Origin of the sequence: Mycobacterium sp. E2989, assembly GCF_001667595.1 — a bacterium.
GTDB lineage: Bacteria > Actinomycetota > Actinomycetes > Mycobacteriales > Mycobacteriaceae > Mycobacterium.
The window spans coordinates 42,288-61,677 of record NZ_LZJX01000052.1; the positions used below are offsets into that span (position 1 = coordinate 42,288).

Sequence of the window (19,390 nt, forward strand, 5' to 3'; positions counted from 1 at the left end):
GGCGAGCGGACGTGGTGAGGGGCTGAGCATGTCGGACAACATCACCTGGCACGAACACCACATCAGCCGCAGCAGCCGGGAACAACTCAACGGGCACCGGGGCTGCGTCCTCTGGTTCACCGGGCTCAGCGGCAGCGGCAAGAGCACGGTGGCCAACACCGTCGAGCAGAAGCTCTACGAGCGGGGCGTCCGCAGCTATCTGCTGGATGGGGACAACGTCCGCTACGGGCTCAACGCGGGCCCGGGAACCCTCGAACCGCGCCACGGGGCCGAGTTCGCCAAGAGGTTCGGTCTGGGCTTCTCCGCCCAGGATCGCGAGGAGAACATCCGGCGGATCGGGGCGGTGTCCAAGCTGTTCTGCGAGGCCGGCATCATCGCGTTGACCGCCTTCATCAGCCCCTACCGGCGCGATCGCGACGCGGTCCGCGAAACGCTGGTCGAAGGCGACTTCCAGGAAATCTTCATCGACACCCCGATAGAGATCTGCGAAAAGCGGGATCCCAAGGGGCTTTACCAGAAGGCGCGGGCCGGGGAGATCAAGGGATTCACCGGCATCGACGACCCGTACGAGGCTCCGGTGCAGCCCGAGTTGCGACTCGAGGGCGGCCAGAAGGACGCGGACACGCTGGCCGAGGAAGTGATCGCCCACCTCGAGAAGGTGGGTGTGATCCCGGCCCTGGCCCGCAGCCGGGAGGGGTTTAGCAAACCGGGATAACGGGCATCAAGGCGGACTGCTCGAACACCACTCGAAGCGAGGTCATCAGATGAGCTATACGGGCCACAACGGGAAACCGATCGTGGAAAGGGTGGCCACGGCCGGCGCCGCCGACCTGATCAAAGGCCTGCCCCGGGTGCCCATTTCGAAGGCGACCGCGCACGAGGTGATCAGCCTGTCGTATGGCTTCTTCACGCCGCTGACGGGGTTCATGGGCCGCCAAGAGGTCGACACCACGCTGGACAAGATGGCGCTGCCGGACGGCACGCTGTGGAGCATCCCGATCGTGTTCGACCTGTCCTCCGACGAAATCGAGGAGCTGGGGATCGAAGAGGGCCGCAGCGTCGTCCTCGAGTATCTCGGGGCCCCGATGGCCACCTTCGAGGTCGCCGAGATCTACTCCTACGACCTGCAGCACTTCGCCGAGAAGACCTACGGCACAACCGATCCCCGGCACCCGGGGGTGAAGAAGACGCTCGCGTACGCGAACCGATTCATCGCCGGGGACATCACGCTGATCAACGAGCCGGTCTTCAACGAGCCGTTCAAGAGTTTCTGGCTCACCCCCAAGCAGCATCAGGACGCCTTGGCGGAGAAGGACTGGAAACACGTCGTCGCCCACCAGACCCGCAACGTCCCGCACACCGGTCACGAGGCGCTGATGAAGCAGGCGTGGCTGGCCGCGAACGAGGACATGCCCGTCGACAACCTGAACACCGGCGTGCTGGTGAACGCGATCATCGGCCAGAAGCGGGTGGGGGACTACATCGACGAGGCGATCCTGCTGACGCAGGACGAGTTGCGCAAGAGCGGCTACTTCCGCGAGGACGTGCACAAGGTGACCTTCACGCTGTGGGACATGCGCTATGCGGGCCCGCGCGAGGCGATCTTCCATGCGATCCTGCGGACCAACCTCGGCTGCACCCACCACATGTTCGGTCGCGACCACGCCGGCGTCGGCGACTTCTACCACCCCTACGACTCGCAGAACCTGCTGCAGGATCACCGCTCGGACCTCGGCATCAAACCGGTGTTCCTGCGGGAGAACTGGTACTGCCCCGAATGCCGCGAGGTGACCAACTCGGCGCTGTGCGGTCACGACACACACGCGCAGAGCTTCAGCGGCAGCCTGATCCGCAGCATCCTCACCGACGAGGTGAAGCCGACCCAGCAGGTCATGCGGCACGAGGTGTTCGAGGTCGTGCTGGAGTCCGCCGCGAAATACGGTCAGGGCTCACCGTTCGTCACCGAGGAATACCTGGCGAACCGGCTGCCGGTGTTCACGCTCAACCAGCTGGAGGGGGCCGAATCATGAGCGCCGCCAAGAAGATCAAGGTCAACGTCTGGATCAACGAGGAACGGCTGGAGGCGCTGGCGAAAGCGGGAATGGCCGATTCGGCGAAGGACGCCTTCGCCGGCATGAAGCTCCTGGAGATCTACACCACCGAGGAGCAGAAGGACCTTGTGTTGCAACGCTTTCCGGGGGCCAAGTACGACTCCGCCACCACCAAGTCCATCGAGCTACTGCCGAAGAAGGCCAAGGACCGGCTGCTCGAGCTGTCGATCAACATGCACTCGACCGGCCCGGACGTGATGGGCCGTTTCCTGGACGAATCGCAAACCTAGCGGGCCGCTCAGGCGTCCAGCCGGGTGAACTCCTGGCGGCGATACTGTTCGACACAGGCGGCCCGGCGGATCTTGCCGCTCGTCGTGGTCGGAATCGACCCCGGTGAGACCAGCACGAGATCGGCGACATTCAGACCGTGCGAGTTGGAAATCGCCGCGGTGACATTGTTTTTGACGACGGCGAGCCGGCGCAGCGCCTCCTCGTCGGAATCGCCGCGCTTCTTCATTTCGATGATGGTCACCAGCTTCTCGGTCTCGTCCAGCGCGACGGAGATGGCCGCGACCCGCCCCCCGGTGATCTCCTGGACCGTCGACTCGATGTCCTCGGGATAGTGGTTGCGCCCGTAGACGATCAACAGGTCCTTCGTCCGGCCGACGATGAACAGCTCGCCCTCGGAAACGAAGCCGAGGTCGCCGGTGCGCAGCCACGGTCCCTCGGGCGTGCCCGGCGACGGGTCGGCCAGCATGCCGCCGAACGTGCGCGCGGTCTCCTCGGGCTTCTGCCAGTAGCCGGCGGCCACGTTCTCGCCGTGCACCCAGATCTCGCCGACCGAACCCGGCGGGCATTCCTGGTGGGTATCGGGGTCCACGATCCGCACCGCCGGCGACTCGGGCATGCCGTAGCTGAACAGCGGTGAGCCGGTCTCGGCCGAACACCGCTGGGCGGTGCCGTCGGACAACTTCTCGGCGTCGAAGTGCGCGATCTCGGGCGGGCCGCTCGCGATGCGGCTCGAGACGTACACGGTGGCCTCGGCCAGACCGTAGGAGGGGTGCATCATGTTCTCGCGAAAGCCGTACGGGGCGAACCGTTTACAGAACCGCTCCAGCGTCGCGGGGTGGATGCGTTCGGCGCCGCTGACGATGCCCAAGACTTTGCCGAGGTCGACGCCGTCGAGGTCGGCGTCCGTCGTCTTTCGGACGGCCAGCTCGAAGGCGAAGTTGGGCGCCGCGGAGATGATCGGGACGCCGATCGACATGGCCTGAATCCACCGCGCCGGGCGCTGGAGGAAGGCCACCGGGCTGGTCAGGTTGGCGCGGTAGCCGGCCAGGATCGGCGCGATGACGCCGAGCACCAGCCCCATGTCGTGGTAGAAGGGCAGCCAGGACACCGCCGCGCTGCCGCGCGGGGGAACGCCGTTGAATTCGGCGAAATAGGCGGTCATCAGCTGCCGGAAGTTCACGTGCAGGTTGCGGTGCGAGATCATCACCCCGGCGGGCACGCGGGTGGAACCGGACGTGTACTGCAGGTACGCCGTGTCGGGGGCCCCGCTGATGCGGATGCTCGGCGCGCCCGGGTCGTCGAGGTTCAGCGCGTCGACCTCGACGGCAACCGGGCCCGGCCCCAGGTACTCGGAAACCGCCCCGGCCACCGGGGACGTGGTGAGGACGACGGTTGGCGTGGTGTCGGCCAGGACGGCGCTCACCCGTTCGTCGTGCGAGCCCGCCGCCGGAACGGACAACGGCACCGCGATCAGCCCGGCCTGCATCGCGCCCAGGAAGGCCACGATGTAGTCCAGCCCCTGCGGGGCGAGGATCACGGCCCGGTCCCCGACGGCGCCGTGCCGCTTGACCTCGTGCGCGACGTTCAGGGTCCGCTGGTAGAGCTGCGCCCACGTCACCGTCTCGGTGACGCCCTCCCAATCGCGTTCGTAGTCGGTGTAGGCGAACACGACATCGTCGGGCTGCAGGCCCGCGCGCTCGCGCAGCAGGGCGACCACGGACGCGTTCGGCATGGCCGTCAGGGTACCGCCTCCCGCCGGGGTGCACCCGGGAGTCGCAAACTCAACGAAAACAGCAGCCGCACCTCGGGATCGGCAAGCGATGTCGACAGCAACCTCTCGATCCGCCGCACGCGGTAGCGAACCGTGTTGGGGTGCACGTGCAGCGACCGCGCGGCGGCGGCGATGTCGCCGAAGCTGTCCAGATACACCCGCAGCGTGTCGGCCAGCGCCGGCTCCCGGGTGCGCAGGCCGACGATCCGCGGGTCGGCCAGGCGCTCCTCGCGGCCAACCAGGCCGAGGATCTCGTCGAGCAGGACGGTGGTGCGCGCCTCGGCCAGCGACGTCACCTGCGGCATCGAAATGGGATGGCGCGCAGCGCTGTCCAGCACCCGGTCCAGTTCGGCGCGCGCGGCGGCGATCCCGGCGAGGCCGGTGACCGGAGCGGCGACGGCGGCGCGCAGCTGCATCCCGAGCTCGGTGCGCATCCCGGCGATGGTGCCGCGCACCCAGGAGGTGGCCGAGCGGGTCGGCGTCTGGGGCAGCAGCACATAGATTCGGGATCCCCGGGAGGCCACCTGGGCGTCCGGCCGAAAAGCGCTGGCGCTGAGCGCCATCACGTCGGGTAACCGAACTTGACGGGCCGCGCCGGCGTCCGCGTCCGCGGTGTCCCAGCCGACCAGCGCCGCGGCGCCGTCGGCGGCCAGGCCGAGTTCGCTTGCGACGGCGGCCACGTCGGGTTCGCCGTCGATCAGGCCCAACAGCTGCTGCACCCGCCGCAGCTGCGTGGAGGGCCGGGCCGCCAACCGCGCCATGATGCGCCCCGCCAGCACCGCGGCGCCGCGCAACATCTCCTCGGCGTCGTCGGCCAGCGGTTGTGCGCCCTGCTGCACCCAGATGGTGCCGGCGAACTCCGGCGGTCGCCGCGCGTCCGCCGCGGGCCGGTAGATCCCGATGGCCAGCCGCGGGCGCAGGCCCAACTCCGGGCGCTCGGCCACCCGCACCACGCCGTCGCCGGCTCGCAGGGCATCGAAAATGCCCCATTGCCCGATCCATTCGAGATGCTCGGGCGGCCCCGCCCTGCCCAGGATGGACAGCCGGCGCAGCTCGTCGGCCTCGTCGTTGGATGCCGAATACGCCAGCACGTGCGATTGGGCGTTTTCGATGCTGACCATGCCGTGAATGCGGTCGGCCAGCGACTGCGCCAGCCCGAACAGGTCCGTGCCCGAGTCCTCGGTCGCGTCGGCGCGGTCGCCGTGATGTTCCAGCACGTGGTTGACCAACTGGTAGAGCCGTTCCCACCGCGCGCGCGGCTCGACGGCCACCACCGCCGACCCCGCCGCGACCGCCGCCGTGACCAAACGGGTCGACGGCTCCTTGGCGAAGATCGCCGCCGGAACGCGCTCGCGCGCCTGCTTGTCCATCCACCGCAGCGCCTCGTCGTCGGCCACGCCGAGCAGGAAGAACACGTCGGCCGAGCCGGCGGCGGCCGCCAGCCCCAGCCGCACGTCGTCGCTGTCGATCAGCGCCGCCGAGCCCACGGCCAGGTCGAGGCCCCGCGGCGCCTCCACCAGGCTGACCAGCGTCGCGTCCAGCGCCAGCAACAGCTGGCCCAGCCCGGTCATTGTCCGATCGTACTACCAAAGGCGGATCATCTTGTCCGATCGGCTAAGTCCGGGCGCCGTCGCGGCGAGGATCCTGGCAGCATGGACGCGATAACCGAGGTGCCGTTGCCGGCCAACGAGCCGGTCCACGATTACGCCCCGCACTCCCCCGAACGTGACCGGCTGCGCGCCGAGTTGGCCGCGCTGGCCGATCACCCCATCGACCTCCCGCACGTCATCGGCGGTCGGCACCGGATGGGCGACGGCGAACGCATAGACGTCGTCCAGCCGCACCGGCACGCCGCGACGCTGGGCACCCTGACCAACGCCGGGCCCGCCGACGCGGCGGCGGCGATCGACGCCGCGACCGCCGCGAAGGCCGGCTGGGCGGCAATGCCTTTCGACGAGCGCGCGGCGGTTTTCCTGCGGGCCGCCGATCTGCTGGCCGGACCGTGGCGGGAGAAGATCGCCGCGGCGACCATGCTCGGCCAGTCCAAGTCCGCCTACCAGGCCGAGATCGACTCGCCCTGCGAGCAGATCGACTTCTGGCGCTTCAACGTGGCGTTCGCGCGCCAGATCCTGGCGCAGCAGCCGATCAGCGGGCCAGGGGAATGGAATCGCAGCGACTACCGCCCGCTGGACGGATTCGTCTATGCGATCACGCCATTCAACTTCACCTCGATCGCCGGCAACCTGCCGACCGCGCCGGCGCTGATGGGCAACACCGTCGTGTGGAAGCCGTCGATCACCCAGACCCTGTCGGCGTATCTGACCATGCAGCTGCTCGAGGCCGCCGGGCTACCGCCCGGCGTGATCAACCTCGTCACCGGCAACGGGTTCGCGGTTTCCGAAGTGGCCCTGGCCGATCCGCGGCTGGCCGGCATCCACTTCACCGGTTCGACGGCCACCTTCCAGCACCTGTGGCAGCAGGTCGGCGCGAACATCGGCCGCTACCGGAGCTATCCGCGGCTGGTGGGGGAGACCGGCGGCAAGGACTTCGTCGTGGCGCACCCGTCGGCGCGCCCGGATGTGTTGCGCACCGCCCTGATTCGCGGCGCGTTCGACTACCAGGGGCAGAAGTGCTCGGCGGCGTCGCGGGCGTTCGTCCCGCTGTCGGTGTGGCGGCGCATCGGCGACGACTTCCTGGGGGAGACCGCCGAGCTGCGCTACGGCGACGTCACCGACCTGACGAACTTCGGGGGCGCGCTGATCGACGAGCGCGCCTTCGCCAAGAACGTCAAGGCCATCGAGCGGGGGAAGAGCGCGGCTCAGGTCACCATCGCGGTGGGCGGCGAATACGACGACAGCGTCGGCTATTTCGTACGCCCCACGGTGTTGCTCTCCGATGACCCGGCCGACGAGTCGTTCGCCACCGAATACTTCGGTCCGCTGCTGTCGGTGCACGTCTACCCCGACGACGACTACGAGCGCATCCTCGACGTCATCGACACCGGCTCGCGATACGCGCTGACCGGAGCGGTGATCGCCGACGATCGCGAGGCGGTGCTGACCGCGCAGGAGCGCCTGCGCTTCGCCGCCGGGAACTTCTACGTCAACGACAAGCCGACCGGCGCGGTCGTCGGGCGCCAGCCGTTCGGTGGTTCGCGCGGCTCGGGCACCAACGACAAGGCCGGGTCGGTGCTGAACCTGTTGCGGTGGACGTCGGCCCGCACCCTCAAGGAGACGTTCGTCCCGGCGACGCGGCACACCTATCCGCACATGGCGGCCGACTGATGGGCCGCGTGTACGCCAGCACCCTGCGGCCGGCGATCATCGCCGCCAGCCGACGCCCGGGGTTGCGCCGGGCCGCCGAAGGGTTGTCGGTCACCCGTCGCGTGGTGCATCGGTTTGTCCCCGGCGAGACCATCGACATCGCGCTGGACAGCGCTGCCGCGCTTCGTAATTCGGGCCGCTATGTCAGCCTGGATTACCTCGGCGAGGACGTCACCGACGCCGACGACGCCGGCGCGGCGGTGCGCGTCTACCTCGATCTGATCGACCGCCTGGGCCGGTGCGACGACCGTGCCGCCGTCTCGCCGCTCGAGGTGTCGGTGAAGCTGTCGGCCCTGGGGCAGGCGCTCGATCGCAACGGCGAGAAGATCGCCCGGGAGAACGCCTGGTCGATCTGCTCGGCCGCCCAGCGGGCCGGGGTGTGGGTGACGGTGGACGCCGAGGACCACACCACGACGGATTCGACGCTGGCGATCGTGCGCGAGTTGCGGGCCGAGTTCGGCTGGCTGGGGGTGGCCCTGCAGGCCTATCTGCGGCGCACGCTCGACGATTGCGAGGAGTTCGCGGCGGCCGGGGCGCGAATCCGGTTGTGCAAGGGCGCATACGACGAACCGGCGGCGGTCGCCCACCGCGACCCCGCCGCCGTCACGGACGCCTACCTGCGCTGCCTGCGGGTGTTGATGGCCGGCTCCGGCTACCCGATGGTGGCCTCTCACGACCCGGCGATCATCGAGGCGGTGCCCGCGCTGGCGCGCGAAGCGGGCCGGTCGGATTTCGAGTACCAGATGCTGTACGGCATTCGCGACGGCGAGCAACGCCGGCTGGCCGCGGCCGGCCATCGCGTCCGGGTCTACGTGCCGTTCGGCACCCAGTGGTACGGGTACTTCATGCGCCGCCTGGCCGAGCGGCCGGCCAACCTGACGTTCTTCTTGCGGGCGCTGGCCCAGCCGTGACGGTCGCAAGCGCGGCGAAGCCGGGCGCAGCGGGCCGTCACTACATTTGCGGGCATTGAGTGTGCGTCGAGGGCTTCGAGCGTGCCGGCTGGGCGACGACAGCCGACGATCACCGCCCTGGCCGCACGCTCGAATCCCACGATTCACACTCGTTGGCCGCGGCTGACCAGGCGTAGCCTTTCGGCCATGAGCCTGGTTATCGAGGCGATGCCCGAACTCGGCATCACCCGGTTCTCGCGCTGGGTCTTCAACTGCTATGTCCTGCACGGCCACGACGGGGTGGTGGTGGTCGACGCCGGGTTGCCGCGGGTCGCCGGCGATCTGGCGGCGACGCTGAATCGGCTCGGCGGCACCGTGCACGCGGTGGTGGCCACCCACGGGCACAGCGACCACGTCGCCGGCGCGGCGGAACTGGCCGCCCGCTACCCCGCGCCGATCTGGCTGCCCGCCGAAACGCTTACCTACCTCGACGGAGCGAAACCGCGCACGCCGACCCTGGGCCGGGCCGCGAGCATCTGGCCCACGCTGATCGACCAGCCGCTCGATCGTGTCGGCTTCAGCGGGTTCCTGGGCGGCGCCCGGTTGGCCGGATACGGCACGCCGGCCGGCATGCGCTGGACGGGGGCATCCCCCCGCGGGGGACTGGCAGGCGGCCAGTCGCTGCCCGGCGCGCCGGAGTGGACCGTCATCAACGCGGGCGGGCACACCGATGACAGCATCGCGCTGTGGAACCCGACCACGCGCACGCTGCTGTCCGGCGATGCCGTGCTGACCGTCCGCGGCAAGGTTTGGCACACACCGGAAATCGTCGACGCCGCCAGCGCCGCCGCCACGCGAAAGCGCTTGGAGGAGTTGCCGGTTGCGCATCTGTTGCCCGGCCACGGCCGGCCGGTTCACGCCGGTGAGACGGTGTGGCCGGGGCAGCGGCGCTGAGTCGCTACGCGCGACGGGGCCGCGGCCGGTCGCCCGCGAAGCCACGCACCACGTGCGCGCGCACGAAGTCGGCCGCCACCTCGGGATCGTCCATGTCCCGGATCGAGGACGGCGTGCTGAACAGCGAGAACAGGATGCGCGCAAACCATTCCGCGGCGGCCTCGATGTCGAGGTCCTTGCGCACCTCGCCGGTGAGCCGGGCGGCCGACAGGTAGGGCGCGAAGAAGTCGACGCACTCGCGCAGCAGCACGGCGGCGTCCTTGGTCAGCAGCAGGCTGATCGCGTCCTCGTCAAAGTACTTCTCGGACGCGATGGACCGCCGCGCCTGCGTCACGAAAACGGCTGCCTGGGCGAGCTTTTCCTCCAGCGAGCCACCCGAGTCCATGGCCTTGGACATCTCGAGATAGAAGCGTTCGGAAGCGTGTTCGGCGCACGCTTCGATGATCGCGCCCTTGTCCGAGAAGTACTCGTAGATGGTGCTGCGGGAAACCCCTGCCGTCCTGGCGATGTCGACGATCGTCGCCTTCTGCAGCCCCTGCTTGCCGAAGCAGGCGTACGCGGACTCCACGATCAGCTCGCGGGTGTCGATGGCCTGGGCCGCTTGCGTCGTCACGGCACCAACGCCCCCCGGGGCACCAGCCCCGCATCGGCCGAGGCGAAGGCGGCGTTGACGTCGGCGAGGTGGAATGGTTCGGGCATCAGGCGGTCGAACGGAAAGTCGGTGTGCTGCAGGAAGGTCAGACCGACCGCCAGCGTGACGGGGTCGTAGAACATCACGCCGCGGATGGATTTGTTGCCGTAGACCAGCGCGCTGGGGTCCAGCTCGAAGGTGCGTCCCATGCCGACGTTGCCGACCTCGAGAAGCGTGCCGCCGTTGTTGAGGAACCCGACGCCCTCAGGAATCACGCCCGGGACGCCGACGACCTCGAGCACCCAGTCGGCGCCGATGCCGTCGGTGCGTTGGCGGACTTGTTCGGCGACCTCCGCGGCGGAGATCGCGCTCGCGTCGATGCAGTGGGTGGCGCCGAAATCGGCCGCGACGTCGAGGCGTTCGGGGATCTTGTCGATGACGATGACCTCGGCGGCCCCGGCCGTGCGTGCCACGGCCGCGGCGTTGATGCCCAGCCCGCCAGCGCCCTGGATGACGACCGTGTCGCCCAGCCGCACATCGCGCAGCGCGAAAAGCACCTGGGCCAGGGCGCAGTTCAGCGGTGCGACGGCCGCGTCGGGCAGGCCCTCGGGCACCTTGTACAGCGGTTGGCGCCGGCTGGTGTAGTAGTACTCGCCGTAGGCCGCGACGAAGTGCGGTTCCTGGTCGTGGGTGCGGTACTCGCCGGCCATCAGGTTCTGGCACGCGTACGACCGGCCCCGGGAGCAGGCGTGGCATTGCCCGCAGAACCAGAAGTACGGCGTCACCACGCGATCGCCGACGGCCAGCGGCTTGCCGGTGGCGTCGGCGGTCAGGCCGTCGCCGAGTTCGGCTATCTCGCCGACCATTTCGTGGCCCATGGCGAACGGGCACGGCAGCGGCAGCTCGCCGCGGAAGATGTGCAAGTCGGAGCCGCAGATGCCGGCCATCCGCAGCCGCAGCGCCGCGGTCCCCGGCGCCGGGGTGGACAACGGGAAGTCGGCGAGCTCGATGGGCCCGCCGTGGGCGGTGAGCAGTGCGAGCTTGGGCATTCCGATCCCCCTCTAGTCCGCGGGCGCCAGAATCAGCCCGCTGGTGGGCACCCCGGTGCCCGACGTGACCAGGACGTGTTCGACGTTGTCGACCTGGTTGTACGACGTGCCGCGCACCTGGCGCACCCCCTCGGTGATGCCGTTCATGCCGTGGATGTAGGCCTCGCCCAGCAGCCCGCCGTTGGTGTTGATCGGGAAGTCTCCCCCCAGGGACAGCCGTTCGACCGTGGCGAAGTCCTTCGCCTCGCCGCGCCCGCAGAACCCGAGCTCCTCGAGCTGGGTGAACACGAACGGCGTGAAATGGTCGTAGATGAAGGCGGTTTGGATGTCTTGCGGCTTGAGCCCCGAATCGCGCCACAGCCTCTCGGCGACCACGCCCATCTCGGGGAGGCCGGTGATGTCGTCGCGGTAGTAGCTGGTCATCATCTCGCCGTTGCCGGCCGCGCCCTGGGCGGCCGCGGTGATGACCGCCGGCGGCTGCCGCAGGTCGCGCGCGCGTTCGGCGCTGGTGACCACCAGCGCGACCCCGCCGTCGCTCTCCTGGCAGCAATCCAGCAGCCGGAGCACCGGTTCGATGATCCAGCGGGAATTCTGGTGGTCCTCCAGCGTGATCGGGCGCTGGTAGAACCACGCGTCGGGATTGCGGGCGGCGTGCGCGCGGTCCACCACCGCGATGCGGCCGAAGTCCTCGTTGGTGACCCCGTATGTCGACATGTAGCGCTGGGCGTGCATCGCGACCCAGGCCGCCGGCGTGAGCAACCCGAACGGCGCGTAATGCGCCAGGAACAAAGGGGTTTCGGCCATGCTGCGCCCGCTGCCGCCGAAGCGGAAACCCGAGCGCTCGTTGAACGCGCGCCAGCACACCACCACGTCGGCGACGCCGGTTGCGACGGCCATCGCGGCGTGCACGACGGTGCCCGCGGCCGCGCCGCCGCCGTGGTGCACGCGTGAGAAGAAGCTCAGGTCGCCGATGCCCACGTTGCGGGCGATGTCGATCTCGTCGCTGGAATCCATCGTGAAGGTGACCATGCCGTCCACGTCGCCGGGCGTCAGGCCGGCGTCGTCGAGCGCGGCGCTCACGGCCTCGCACGCCAATTGCAGCTCGCTGCGGCCGGATTCCTTGGAGAACTCCGTCTGGCCGATCCCGACGATGGCCGCGGCGCCCGGCAGCGAGCGGCTCACGCTCGGTCCCCTTCGTCGAGCAGGCTGAGGATCGCGGTGCCCGACACGTGGTCGCCCAGGCTGTTGGAGCCCTTGAACGTCACCTCGACGAAGTTCTCCCCGCCGGTGCCCTCGGTCTTCGCGGTCACGCTGCCCGTGAAGCGCAGCGGGTCGTCCGGAAAGCACGGCACGCCAAGGCGGATCGACAGCTTCTTGATCATCGCTTCCGGTCCGGCCCAGTCGGTGAGGAACCGCACGCAGTAGCCGTTGGTGGTGAGGATGTTCATGAACAGGTTGGGCGAGCCCTGTTTGTTGGCGTAGTCGCGGTCGTGGTGCACGGGCATGAAGTCGCGGGTGGCGATCGCCCCGGCAACGATCATCGTCGTGGTGATGGGGACCTCGAGCAGGGTGACCTCGTCGCCCACGGAGATGTCGGCCCAGCGCAGGGTGGTGGTGCGGGTCGCGGTGGTCGTCATGAAAGTCCTTCCGAATACGTGGCGCCATACGTCGCACCCAAGTGGGCCAGCTGGGCCGTGGCCGGGCCGAGCGTGAGCTCGTTGTGCTTGGCCCACAAGAAATAGCGATGCAGGGGGTAGGTGGTGTCGATGCCGATGCCGCCGTGGACGTGCTGGGCGGTGGCGGCGACGCGGGCGCCGGCCTCGGCGGCCCAGAACTTCGCGATGCGCGCGGCGCGGTGGGTTTGCGCCAAGGACCGACCGTCCGCGATCAACCAGGCCGCATGCCACGTGGTCCACCGGATCGCCTCGACATCGATGAAGGCGTCGGCCATGCGCTGTTGCACGGCCTGGAAGCTGCCGATGGGCCGGCCGAATTGCTCTCGGCCGCTGGTGTATTCGGCCGCGATCCGCAGGGCGCGCTCCGCGACACCGAGCTGGATTGCGCACAGCGCGACCAACGCGCGGGTGCGCAGCGACTCGATCAGGTCGAGCCCGGCGATCCGGTCGGCATCCGAAACCGTTGCGCCGTTCAGGTATACGTCGGCGTGCGGCTCGCGGCTGGTGGTGGCCGCCGGCCGGATCTCGACGCCGTTGGCGTCGGCCGGTAACAGAAACAGACCGGTCTCACCGTCGTCGATCGCGGCCGGGATCAGTACGGTGTCGGCGAGCTGGGCGGCCGGGACCAGTTCCTTGGCGCCGTCGAGCCGCCAATTGCCGCCGTCGCGGCGCGCGGTGGTCGCGGGAGCCGTCGCGTCGGAGCGGCCCGGCTCGGCCACTCCCGCGGTGAGGATGCGGTCTCCGGCGACGACGCCCGGCAGGAAGCGTTGCCGCTGTTCGGCATTGCCGTGGCGCGCGATCGGGTCGGCCCCCAGGACCAGCGTGGCGTAGGCAGGCACCGGCGCGACCGCCCAGCCGACCTCGGCCAGGAGCACCCCGAGCTCCACGAAGCCACCGCCCGTGCCGCCATCCGACTCCGGCAGGCCTGTCCCAAGCAGGTCGGCGGCCGCCAGCTCCCGCCACAGCGCGGCGTCGAAACGAACGTCGCCGGCCTCCAATTCGGCCAGGCGCTCCGGTGCCGCCCGGCGCTCGAAGAGGTCGCGGGCGAGTTTGGAGATGGTCTCCTGCTCCTCGGTGAAGGTGAAGTCCATCAGCGCTCGCCTAGCTCGCCGGCCGGAACTGGTGCAACACCAGGTCGTTATCGAAACCCTGGTAGTACACCTCGACCGGCATTCCGGTTGTGACGTCGGCCGGGGCGATGCCGGTCAGGTTGGACACCAGCCGGATTCCCTCCTCGAGTTCCACGAGCACGACCACGTACGGATATTCGAAGAACGGGAACTTCGGCTCGTGCGGCATCACGTAGCTGTAGACGGTGCCGCGGCCCGACGACTCGATGGTGTCCCAGTCCAGGGAACGGCAGTGTGGACACATGGGTCGCGGCGGATGCCGCAGCTGTCCGCATCCGCCGCAGCGCTGGATCAGGAGTTTGTTCTCCCGCAACCCGTTCCAGAAGAACTCGGTGTCGGCGGTGATGGCCGGCGCAAGTCGGGCGGCCATCAGCGCTCCGGCCTGAATCGCAGCACCCGGAATCGCTGGCGTCCCAGCACCTCACCATTCTGGTCGGTGTAGGTCGTGAGCCAGGTCAGGAAGAACCCGGTGCCCAGCGCAGTCTTCTTCTCCTCGGAAACCGTTTCGTAGACCGTCGTAGCGCTGATGACATCGCCCAGCCGCGGGTAGCGTTCGATCTCGAACTCCGAGTTGGTGGCCACCGTGCTGGTGTAGCCGGCCTCGTCGAGGAACGCCGTTGGGTTGCTTTTGATTTCGATGGGTGCACCCCCACGCTCGCCGATGCCCTCCAGGATCGGCGACGGCATCGTCCAGGTCTGCAACATCACCGGCGGCGACACGATGCCGCCGAACCGCGACTTCTCGGCGAACTCGGGGTCGAGGTAGACGGGGTTCATGTCGGCCATCGCGTACGCCCAGTGCCGGATCATCGGCTGGTTGACCGGATCCGGTGCCACCGAGGGCTTTCCGGTGCCGCCGGTCGGCTGGCCGACGAGGGCCCGCACCTTGGCGCTGACGGTTTCTGAGTCGGTCACGTGCTGCTGTCCTCCTACTGTGCGGTGGCGCGAAGGTCACGGGGAGCTCGCGGCATGCCCAATCCGGCCATGGCGATGATGTCACGCTGAATCTCGTTGGCGCCGCCGCCGAAGGTGTTGATCACCGCCTGACGGTACGCGGATTCCAGGGCGCCGCGCAGGGGCGCGCCGGGCCCGCGGCGCACGCCGTTGCGGTCGAGCACCTCGAGCAGCTGGCGGGCGACCTGCTGGGTGAGCTCGGTGCCGAACACCTTGGCCGCCGACGCTTCCCCCATGCTGAGCACGCCCTTGGTCATCGCGGCGTTCACCCTCAGGTTCACCAGTTTGTAGGCGGCCACCTGGGCCTCGACCCGCGCCAGCGCGAGCCGCACCCACGGCTGGTCGATCACGCGGGCGCCGTCGAACTCGGTGCTGGTGGCCCACTGCAGCGTCCGCTCGAACAACGGTTCCAGCGCGCCGAGATTGCCCAGCGCCGCCCGCTCGAAATTCAGCTGCGTGGTGATCAGCTGCCAGCCCTGGTTCTCGCCGCCCACCAGCGCGCTGGCCGGCACCCGCACGTTGTCGTAGAACGTGTAGAACGTGGAGATGCCGGGCATGGTGTGCAGCGGCTGCCAGGAGAACCCGGGCGACGAGGTGGGCACGATCAGGATCGAAATGCCCTTGTGCTTCTTGGCGTTCGGGTCGGTGCGCGCGGCCAGCCAGATGTAGTCGGCGTATGCCGCGCCGCTGGTGAACATCTTCTGTCCGTTGATCACGTACTCGTCGCCGTCGCGAACCGCGGTGGTGCGCAGGCCCGCCAGATCGCTGCCGGCCTCCGGTTCGGAGTAGCCGATCGCGAACTCGACGCTGCCGTCCAGGATCGCGGGCAGGAACCGCTGTTTCTGCTCCTCGGTGCCGCACTGCATGAGCGTCGGCCCGACGGTGTTCAGTGTCACCAGCGGGATGGGGGCATTGACCCGTCGCGCCTCCTCGGAGAAGATGAACTGCTCGATCGCTGAGAAGCCGCGTCCGCCATACTCTTTGGGCCAGCCGACGCCGAGCAGGTCGGCCGCGGCCAGGGCCCGCACACATTCCCGGACGGCGGGGCCACCCTCGATGTTCTCGCCGATCGTGGCGCTGCGCTCGGGCGTCATCACCTGCTCCAGCGTCGCGCGGATCTCGGCGCGCAGCTGCTCCTGCTCTGGCGAATACTCCAGATCCATCAGGCCCCCAGCCGCACGGGCATCCGCTTGACGCCGGGCACCATGGTGGCGCGCATCCGGTCCACCGCACCCACCAGCTCCAGGTGGGGGAAGCGGCGCAGCAACTCGTCGAACATCACGCACGCCTCCAGCCGCGCCAATTGTGCACCCACGCAGGAATGTTCACCACACCCGAACGCGATGTGCGGGTTGGGGTGCCGGGTCACCCTGAACTGCTCGGAGTCGGGCCCGAAGATGTCCTCGTCCCGGTTGGCGGACCCGTAGAGCATCACCACCACGTCGCCCTCCGCGATCCGCTGTCCGCGGATCTCGACGTCGGTGGTCGCGGTGCGCGCCATGTGGACCACGGGGCTGTTCCACCGCAACATTTCCTCGACGGCGCCCGGGATCAGCGCGGGATTCTCGGCCAGCAGGCGGCATTGGTCGGGGTGGGCGATCAGCGCGCAGGTGCCCAGGGCGATCAGGTTACGGGTGGTCTCGTTGCCCGCGACCAACAACAGGAAGGCGAAGTTGAGCAGGTCTTCGTCGTTAAGGCGAACCCCGTCGATCTCGGCCCCGGCCAGAACCGACAACAGGTCGTCGCGCGGATCGGTTCGCCTGGCCGCGATCAACTTCTGGAAGTACTCGAACAGCTGACCCATGGCCACCAGGGGGTCGAGTTCGATCTCCGGGTCGGCGGTGCCGGTGGCGGCGTCCGACCACGCGCGGAATTGCTCCCAGTCGTCGGGCGGCGCGCCGATCAGTTCGGCGATCATCCGGGTGGGCAGCGGGGCCGCGATCTCCTCGGCGAACTCGTGGACGGAATCGGGCTGGACGTCGTCGAGGATGCCTCGCACGATCTCGCGAATCTTGGGTTCCAGGACCGCCACCCGCCGCCGGGTGAACCCCGAGTTGATCAACTTGCGCATCTGCCGGTGCCGCGGCGGGTCGGTGAAGATCAGGCTGCCCGGCTGGACCGGGCTCGGCTGTTGGGGATCGGGGATGGTGACGCCCTTGGTGGACGAGAACAGCGCCGGGTTGCTCGACACGAACCGGATGTCCTCGTACTTCAGCAGCGCCCAGAAGTTGGTGACGTCGTTCCAGCACACCGGCTGTGTCGCGCGCAGCTCGCGGTAAGCCGGGTAGGGATCGCCGGCGTAGAAGTCGGGGGAGTGCAGTGGAAAAGTAGTCCGCACGGCGGCCTCCCTGAGCAGGCGATCCGACACATCGATGCAAAGTGTCTTGCGGCCTTGTGTCTACCCGCCCCGCCCGGCGCTGTCAATACCGCCACGAAACGCGAAAATAGCGCGCAATTCGCGCAGTTAGTGATTGACGGCGCCAGGGCATGGGTGTACACCAAGTGGTTAGATGACCGACGTTCGGGTGAGGAAGCGCATGACCGAGCTACAAACTCCGCGATCCCTTGTCGACACCTATCAGCTCTACATCGACGGGCGATGGGTCGAGCCGGAGGACGGTCGCTACGACGACATCAACCCGGCCACCGAGCGGGCCATCGGCACCGCCCCCGACGCGAGCGTCGCCCAGGTCGGCGCGGCGATCGCCGCCGCCCGCCGGGCCTTCGACGACGGGCCATGGGGCGCAATGGGTCCCGAGCAGCGCGCCGGTTGCCTCAATCAGCTCGGCGCGGCGCTACTGAAGCACGCCGACGAGATCTTTGCGTTGTCCCAGATCGAGTGGGGCTGTGTCGGCAACGAGCGCATGATGCAGATCGACGGTGCGGGCTACATGTCGATGCACGCGGCCCAGCTCGCCACCAAGCTGGTCGACGAGCCGGTCACCGGGATCGGCGCCGGAACGACGCTGCTGCGCCACGAGCCGCTGGGCGTCGTAGCGATCCTGACGCCGTGGAACTTCCCGCATTGCCTCAACGTCATGAAGGTGAACAACGCGCTGGCCGCCGGCAACACCGTCGTGCTCAAGCCGTCGCCGTTGACGCCGCTCGCCGGGCTCGCGCTCGCGCGCATCATCGACGAGGAGACCGACATCCCGCCGGGCGTGGTCAATGTCGTCACCCCCTCGGGGCTTGAGGCCGCCAAACTGCTCACCACGGATCCACGCATCGACATGATCAGCTTCACCGGCAGCTCGGCCGTCGGGTGTGAGGTCATGCGGTCCGCGGGCGACGCCATGAAGCGGCTCCTGCTGGAGTGCGGCGGGAAGTCGGCCAGCATCATCCTCGACGACACGCAGGTGACCGACGAGATGCTGCAGCAGATGCTGTTCGACTGCTGCTCGTTGCACGCCGGGCAGGCCTGCATCCTGCACAGCCGGCTGCTGCTGCCCGATTCGCTGCACGACGACATCGTTGACCGCCTCGTCGCGCTGGCCCGCGACGTCAAGGTCGGCGACCCCAACGACCCGGCCGTCCAGATGGGTCCGCTCATCAGCGCCGCGCAACGCGACCGGGTGCAGGCCCACGTCGACGGCGCGGTCAACGAGGGGGCCAAGCTGGCGACCGGCGGGGGCCGCCCGGCCGGCCTGGATGTCGGCTACTACTTCGAGCCGACGATTCTCGTTGGCGTGCAACCGGATTCGACGATCGCGCAGGAGGAAGTCTTCGGGCCGGTGCTGTCGGTGCTGCGCTACCGCGACGACAACGACGCCGTCGCGATCGCGAACAACTCGTGCTACGGACTCTCCGGCGCCGTGTGGGGCACCGACGTGGACCGGGCCGTCGCGATTGCCCGGCGCATGCGCACGGGTCAGGTCGCCGTCAACGGCATCGGGCCGGGTGACGCGCCGTTCGGCGGCTTCAAGCTGAGCGGGTTCGGGCGGGAGAGCGGCGGGATCAGCGGGCTGCACCAGTACATGGAGGTGAAGGCCATCGGGATCCCGGCATGACGGGACCCCTCGCCGGGCTCCACGTCGTCGAACTCGCCACCGAAATCTCAGGCCCTTACACCGCAAAGCTTTTCGTCGACCTCGGCGCCGAGGTCACCAAGATCGAGCCGCCCGACGGGGACCCGCTGCGCCACTGGGGCCCGTTCCCGCATGGAGTCCCCGACCCCGAGCGCTCCGGCATGTTCGCTTACCTGAACGCCGGCAAGCGAATTGCGCCGTTTCGGGATGCCCGCGAGCTGATCGCGGGTGCGCACCTGCTCATCGAAAACTTCCCGCCCGGAACGCTGGAGGGCTGGGGGTTCGGCCGCGACAGCCTCGGCGAAATCAACCCAAACCTGGTGCTGCTGCGGGTCTCCGCGTTCGGACAGTCCGGCCCGTGGCGGGACCGGCCGGCGACCTCCCTGACCCTGCAGGCGGCGTCGGGCTGGGTCAGCGCCCGCGACCCCGACCGCCCGCCCGTGCAGGTGGGCGCGCGGATCGCCGAGTACGTCGCGGGTGCCTACGGTGCGCTGGGCGCGTTGACCGCCCTGCGTTGCCCTTCCGATGATGTTGTGCAGGTCGATGTTTCGGAATTCGAATCGTTGCTGTCGACGAGCCGATACCCGGGCGGTCCAGGCCGATCAGGCGGATGTGGTGGTTCTCGGCGTAGACGCGGGCCTCGAC

18 protein-coding genes and 2 pseudogenes are annotated in these 19,390 nt (G+C 68.9%); 8 read left to right on the forward strand and 12 right to left on the reverse strand.

Annotated features, from left to right (window positions below; all coding sequences use genetic code 11):
- Window positions 1-28 precede the first annotated feature (28 nt).
- From cysC to A5680_RS10475, 3 genes are read left to right on the forward strand one after another with little or no spacing between them, the layout of a single operon-like run.
- Window positions 29-715 carry an adenylyl-sulfate kinase gene (gene cysC, locus A5680_RS10465; protein ID WP_067818944.1) on the forward strand — a complete coding sequence of 229 codons (687 nt, stop codon included), beginning with the start codon at window positions 29-31 and terminating at the stop codon, window positions 713-715.
- Between the two features lie 49 nt (window positions 716-764).
- A complete protein-coding gene (gene sat, locus A5680_RS10470; protein ID WP_055398814.1) occupies window positions 765-2,030 on the forward strand; it encodes a sulfate adenylyltransferase in 1,266 nt (421 codons plus the stop codon).
- Entirely contained in the window at window positions 2,027-2,341 is a 315-nt protein-coding gene (locus tag A5680_RS10475; RefSeq protein WP_055398812.1) for a hypothetical protein, read from the forward strand. Before sat ends, A5680_RS10475 begins: the two co-directional genes overlap by 4 nt.
- Window positions 2,342-2,349: 8 nt before the next feature.
- Here the strand turns inward: A5680_RS10475 and fadD21 are convergent, their stop codons facing one another.
- Together fadD21 and A5680_RS10485 are read right to left on the reverse strand one after the other, a co-directional pair.
- Entirely contained in the window at window positions 2,350-4,074 is a 1,725-nt protein-coding gene (gene fadD21 / locus A5680_RS10480; protein ID WP_055398810.1) for a fatty-acid--AMP ligase FAAL21/FadD21, read from the reverse strand.
- A gap of 5 nt (window positions 4,075-4,079) precedes the next feature.
- The gene (locus A5680_RS10485) at window positions 4,080-5,684 is read right to left on the reverse strand and encodes a CdaR family transcriptional regulator (RefSeq protein ID WP_067818947.1); all 1,605 of its coding nucleotides are present in this window, start codon (window positions 5,682-5,684) and stop codon (window positions 4,080-4,082) included.
- An 81-nt stretch (window positions 5,685-5,765) separates the two neighbouring features.
- Here A5680_RS10485 and pruA point away from each other — a divergent pair, with 81 nt between their 5' ends.
- The 3 genes from pruA to A5680_RS10500 all read left to right on the forward strand — a co-directional run bounded on the left by pruA (window position 5,766) and on the right by A5680_RS10500 (window position 9,280).
- Window positions 5,766-7,397 (forward strand): L-glutamate gamma-semialdehyde dehydrogenase, encoded by a 1,632-nt coding sequence (gene pruA, locus A5680_RS10490; RefSeq protein WP_067818950.1) that lies wholly within the window; start codon window positions 5,766-5,768, stop codon window positions 7,395-7,397.
- The gene (locus A5680_RS10495) at window positions 7,397-8,347 is read left to right on the forward strand and encodes a proline dehydrogenase family protein (protein ID WP_067818953.1); all 951 of its coding nucleotides are present in this window, start codon (window positions 7,397-7,399) and stop codon (window positions 8,345-8,347) included. The genes pruA and A5680_RS10495 overlap by 1 nt, the downstream gene beginning before the upstream one ends.
- Before the next feature lie 186 nt (window positions 8,348-8,533).
- Entirely contained in the window at window positions 8,534-9,280 is a 747-nt protein-coding gene (locus tag A5680_RS10500) for an MBL fold metallo-hydrolase (protein WP_067818956.1), read from the forward strand.
- 4 nt (window positions 9,281-9,284) lie between these two features.
- Here A5680_RS10500 and A5680_RS10505 read toward each other — a convergent pair whose 3' ends face one another.
- From A5680_RS10505 to A5680_RS10545, 9 genes are read right to left on the reverse strand one after another with little or no spacing between them, the layout of a single operon-like run.
- Entirely contained in the window at window positions 9,285-9,893 is a 609-nt protein-coding gene (locus A5680_RS10505; RefSeq protein ID WP_055398801.1) for a TetR/AcrR family transcriptional regulator, read from the reverse strand.
- Window positions 9,890-10,960, reverse strand: a complete 1,071-nt coding sequence (locus A5680_RS10510; RefSeq protein ID WP_055398799.1) for a zinc-binding dehydrogenase — start codon at window positions 10,958-10,960, stop codon at window positions 9,890-9,892. Before A5680_RS10510 ends, A5680_RS10505 begins: the two co-directional genes overlap by 4 nt.
- 12 nt (window positions 10,961-10,972) lie before the next feature.
- A complete protein-coding gene (locus A5680_RS10515) occupies window positions 10,973-12,142 on the reverse strand; it encodes a lipid-transfer protein (RefSeq protein WP_067818959.1) in 1,170 nt (389 codons plus the stop codon).
- Window positions 12,139-12,597 (reverse strand): MaoC family dehydratase, encoded by a 459-nt coding sequence (locus tag A5680_RS10520; RefSeq protein WP_067818962.1) that lies wholly within the window; start codon window positions 12,595-12,597, stop codon window positions 12,139-12,141. Before A5680_RS10520 ends, A5680_RS10515 begins: the two co-directional genes overlap by 4 nt.
- On the reverse strand, window positions 12,594-13,727 hold the full coding sequence (locus A5680_RS10525) for an acyl-CoA dehydrogenase family protein (RefSeq protein ID WP_067818966.1): 1,134 nt from the start codon (window positions 13,725-13,727) through the stop codon (window positions 12,594-12,596). Before A5680_RS10525 ends, A5680_RS10520 begins: the two co-directional genes overlap by 4 nt.
- Before the next feature lie 10 nt (window positions 13,728-13,737).
- Window positions 13,738-14,136, reverse strand: a complete 399-nt coding sequence (locus A5680_RS10530) for a Zn-ribbon domain-containing OB-fold protein (RefSeq protein ID WP_055398792.1) — start codon at window positions 14,134-14,136, stop codon at window positions 13,738-13,740.
- Window positions 14,136-14,681 (reverse strand): MaoC family dehydratase N-terminal domain-containing protein, encoded by a 546-nt coding sequence (locus A5680_RS10535; RefSeq protein ID WP_067818969.1) that lies wholly within the window; start codon window positions 14,679-14,681, stop codon window positions 14,136-14,138. Before A5680_RS10535 ends, A5680_RS10530 begins: the two co-directional genes overlap by 1 nt.
- Window positions 14,682-14,695: 14 nt before the next feature.
- A complete protein-coding gene (locus A5680_RS10540; protein ID WP_067818972.1) occupies window positions 14,696-15,883 on the reverse strand; it encodes an acyl-CoA dehydrogenase family protein in 1,188 nt (395 codons plus the stop codon).
- Window positions 15,883-17,058 (reverse strand): cytochrome P450, encoded by a 1,176-nt coding sequence (locus tag A5680_RS10545; protein ID WP_067818987.1) that lies wholly within the window; start codon window positions 17,056-17,058, stop codon window positions 15,883-15,885. Before A5680_RS10545 ends, A5680_RS10540 begins: the two co-directional genes overlap by 1 nt.
- A 199-nt stretch (window positions 17,059-17,257) precedes the next feature.
- Between A5680_RS10545 and A5680_RS10550 the strand changes: the two genes are divergently transcribed.
- Window positions 17,258-18,727: an aldehyde dehydrogenase family protein gene (locus tag A5680_RS10550; RefSeq protein ID WP_067818990.1), complete on the forward strand. Its 1,470-nt coding sequence runs from the start codon at window positions 17,258-17,260 to the stop codon at window positions 18,725-18,727.
- Window positions 18,724-19,332, forward strand: a pseudogene (locus tag A5680_RS10555) (CoA transferase); the annotation flags it as partial. The gene A5680_RS10550 and the pseudogene A5680_RS10555, both read left to right, overlap by 4 nt.
- Here A5680_RS10555 and A5680_RS26240 read toward each other — a convergent pair.
- Window positions 19,313-19,390: pseudogene (locus tag A5680_RS26240) on the reverse strand (hypothetical protein); the annotation flags it as partial. The pseudogenes A5680_RS10555 and A5680_RS26240 sit on opposite strands and share 20 nt — an antisense overlap.

What these genes read in the sequence shown, in the direction of transcription:
- pruA (WP_067818950.1), top strand. Translation starts at nt 5,766, where the DNA reads ATGGACGCGATAACCGAGGTGCCGTTGCCGGCCAACGAGCCGGTCCAC.
- A5680_RS10500 (WP_067818956.1), top strand. Translation starts at nt 8,534, where the DNA reads ATGAGCCTGGTTATCGAGGCGATGCCCGAACTCGGCATCACCCGGTTC.
- A5680_RS10530 (WP_055398792.1), bottom strand. Translation starts at nt 14,136, where the DNA reads ATGGCCGCCCGACTTGCGCCGGCCATCACCGCCGACACCGAGTTCTTC.
- A5680_RS10510 (WP_055398799.1), bottom strand. Translation starts at nt 10,960, where the DNA reads ATGCCCAAGCTCGCACTGCTCACCGCCCACGGCGGGCCCATCGAGCTC.
- A5680_RS10525 (WP_067818966.1), bottom strand. Translation starts at nt 13,727, where the DNA reads ATGGACTTCACCTTCACCGAGGAGCAGGAGACCATCTCCAAACTCGCC.
- A5680_RS10485 (WP_067818947.1), bottom strand. Translation starts at nt 5,684, where the DNA reads ATGACCGGGCTGGGCCAGCTGTTGCTGGCGCTGGACGCGACGCTGGTC.
- A5680_RS10550 (WP_067818990.1), top strand. Translation starts at nt 17,258, where the DNA reads ATGACCGAGCTACAAACTCCGCGATCCCTTGTCGACACCTATCAGCTC.
- cysC (WP_067818944.1), top strand. Translation starts at nt 29, where the DNA reads ATGTCGGACAACATCACCTGGCACGAACACCACATCAGCCGCAGCAGC.
- A5680_RS10540 (WP_067818972.1), bottom strand. Translation starts at nt 15,883, where the DNA reads ATGGATCTGGAGTATTCGCCAGAGCAGGAGCAGCTGCGCGCCGAGATC.
- A5680_RS10475 (WP_055398812.1), top strand. Translation starts at nt 2,027, where the DNA reads ATGAGCGCCGCCAAGAAGATCAAGGTCAACGTCTGGATCAACGAGGAA.
- fadD21 (WP_055398810.1), bottom strand. Translation starts at nt 4,074, where the DNA reads ATGCCGAACGCGTCCGTGGTCGCCCTGCTGCGCGAGCGCGCGGGCCTG.
- A5680_RS10520 (WP_067818962.1), bottom strand. Translation starts at nt 12,597, where the DNA reads ATGACGACCACCGCGACCCGCACCACCACCCTGCGCTGGGCCGACATC.
- A5680_RS10495 (WP_067818953.1), top strand. Translation starts at nt 7,397, where the DNA reads ATGGGCCGCGTGTACGCCAGCACCCTGCGGCCGGCGATCATCGCCGCC.
- sat (WP_055398814.1), top strand. Translation starts at nt 765, where the DNA reads ATGAGCTATACGGGCCACAACGGGAAACCGATCGTGGAAAGGGTGGCC.